This is a genomic window from Phyllobacterium myrsinacearum (assembly GCF_014138285.1).
Taxonomy (GTDB): Bacteria; Pseudomonadota; Alphaproteobacteria; order Rhizobiales; family Rhizobiaceae; genus Phyllobacterium; species Phyllobacterium myrsinacearum_A.
The window spans coordinates 1-1,016 of record NZ_JACGXN010000040.1; the positions used below are offsets into that span (position 1 = coordinate 1).

At 57.2% G+C, this 1,016-nt stretch carries 1 protein-coding gene; it reads left to right on the plus strand.

Features of this window, described 5'->3' with window-relative positions; all coding sequences use genetic code 11:
• Nucleotides 1–68: 68 nt before the first annotated feature.
• A partial coding sequence (locus FHW16_RS28725) for an IS30 family transposase (RefSeq protein ID WP_348643944.1) occupies nucleotides 69–1,016 on the plus strand: 948 nt, incomplete at its 3' end.

Sequence of the window (1,016 nt, forward strand, 5' to 3'; positions counted from 1 at the left end):
GGTGGGTTCAAGGATGAAGTGCGACTTGCAATAGATAACAATGGTTTATCCAATGCAAGGAACCGCCCGTGGAACGCACCTACTCCCAGATTGACATGGATGAACGCCGCAAGATCGCTCGCTGGCGAGATGCAGGCGTCAAGGTCGACATCATTGCTGAGAAACTCGGGCGTCATCGCTCGACGATTTTCCGTGAGCTTAGACGCAATACCTTCACCGACGTGCAAATGCCCGAACTTAACGGGTATTACTGTGTGACGGCAAACGACAAGGCGCTTGAACGACGTGCCAAGCTCCGCAAACTGGCACGGTTCGCGCATCTGCGCCAATCCGTGATCGAGCGCATCGTGCATGGCTGGTCGCCGCAACAGATAGCCGGTCGGCTGCAACTGGAGCAGCATGCCATTTGTGTGAGCCACGAGACGATCTACAAGTTTGCCTATTCGCCGGACGGCCATGCGATCAAGCTTTGGCGGCACCTGCCGGAACACCGTGCCCGGCGGCGGCCGAGGCATGCCAGACGGCGTCATGGCCGCAGGTTCAGCGCGGATGTCAATATCCTGCACCGCCCGGATGTCGTGGCGGCACGTAAACAGTTTGGGCATTGGGAATGTGACCTCATCCAGTTTCGCAAGAAATTCGGAAAAGCCAATGTGACGTCTCTGGTCGAACGCGTCAGCCGGTTTGCCGTGTTTCTACGCAACAACGACCGGCAGTCGAAACCTGTCATGGATGGTCTGATCCAGGCATTGCAGTCCCTGCCCCATTTTGCCCGCCGCTCCATCACCTTCGATCGTGGCACCGAGTTCACTGACTGGCCTTACCTGCAGGCCGGCATCGGAACGCAAACATGGTTTTGCGATCCGCAGTCGCCCTGGCAGAAAGGCACAGTCGAGAACACCAACAGACGGGCCAGGAAATGGCTGTCGAGAGAAGTTGATCCACTGTCGATCAGCGACGGTGATCTCACGGAAATCTGCAACAGGCTGAATTCCACGCCACGCAAATGCCTTGGC